This window comes from Streptomyces swartbergensis (genome assembly GCF_002148965.1).
Taxonomy (GTDB): domain Bacteria; phylum Actinomycetota; class Actinomycetes; order Streptomycetales; family Streptomycetaceae; genus Streptomyces; species Streptomyces swartbergensis.
Window position 1 is genome coordinate 1 of record NZ_NGFN01000787.1, and the last position, 847, is coordinate 847.

General features: G+C 67.1%; 1 protein-coding gene and 1 pseudogene. One reads left to right on the forward strand and one right to left on the reverse strand.

The genetic code is table 11. The annotated features are described in order from the left end of the window. On the reverse strand, positions 1–212 hold a 212-nt coding region (locus tag CA983_RS44330), incomplete at its 3' end, for a transposase (protein ID WP_208637194.1). 44 nt (positions 213–256) lie between these two features. On the opposite strand from CA983_RS44330, the pseudogene CA983_RS46040 reads away from it, so the two are divergent. Next, positions 257–847: pseudogene (locus CA983_RS46040) on the forward strand (RHS repeat-associated core domain-containing protein); the annotation flags it as partial.

Here is an 847-nt window from a genome sequence, read left to right on the forward strand (position 1 = left end):
GCGGCGTTCTCCGCCTCCAGCGGTGTCGGCGGCTCGGCGGGTGCCTCTGCCCTGCGTCCTCGCGGCCGGCTCGCGCCGGCCGCCCGGACCCAGTTCCGCAAGGTCTCGGGGTTGATTCCCAGATCGGCAGCGACCTGCCGGATCGTCGCCTCGGGCCGCGACTGGTACAGCGCGACCGCGTCCGCCCTGAACTGCGGCGGATAGTTCTTCATGACCACGAGATGTCCGTTCTCAGATCCTCAGGATCCAGTGTCTCGTGTGTCCAAGATCAAGGGTCAAGGCCCCGTACGCGTACTCGGACACCGACCCGTCCGCGGCCGGGACGACGACGGTCACCGACCCGGAGCAGCACGCCACGAAGTACGAGCGCAACGCTGACGGCGGCGTCACCAAGGTCATCGACGCACTCAACCACTCCCGTAAACAGACGTTCCACGCCAACCACAACATCGACACCGCCGAGGATGCCATGGGCGTCGGGGGCGCGGCCGGGAACGTCACCGACTATGGTTGGGACTCCCGCAACAATCCCACCTCCGCGGAGCTGCCCACCGGTGCCACCGCGTCGCTGACCGGGTATCAGACCATCTCCGGCGCGGAGACCGGCCCGCCACTCTCACCAGCGCCGACGGCGAGAAGCCCCACCGCCTACGACACCGCCGGCAACACCAAGTCCGTCGCCGTCACCGGCACCGGCGGCGGCAAGCGGACCTTCGACTACAACCCAGCCACACCCACCTGCAACGGCTTCGAAGGTCAGATCTGCAAGATCACGACCACCATGTCGGCGACCAAGTCGGTGTCGACTTCGTTCCTCTACGACACCAAGGACAACCTGTCCAAGGTC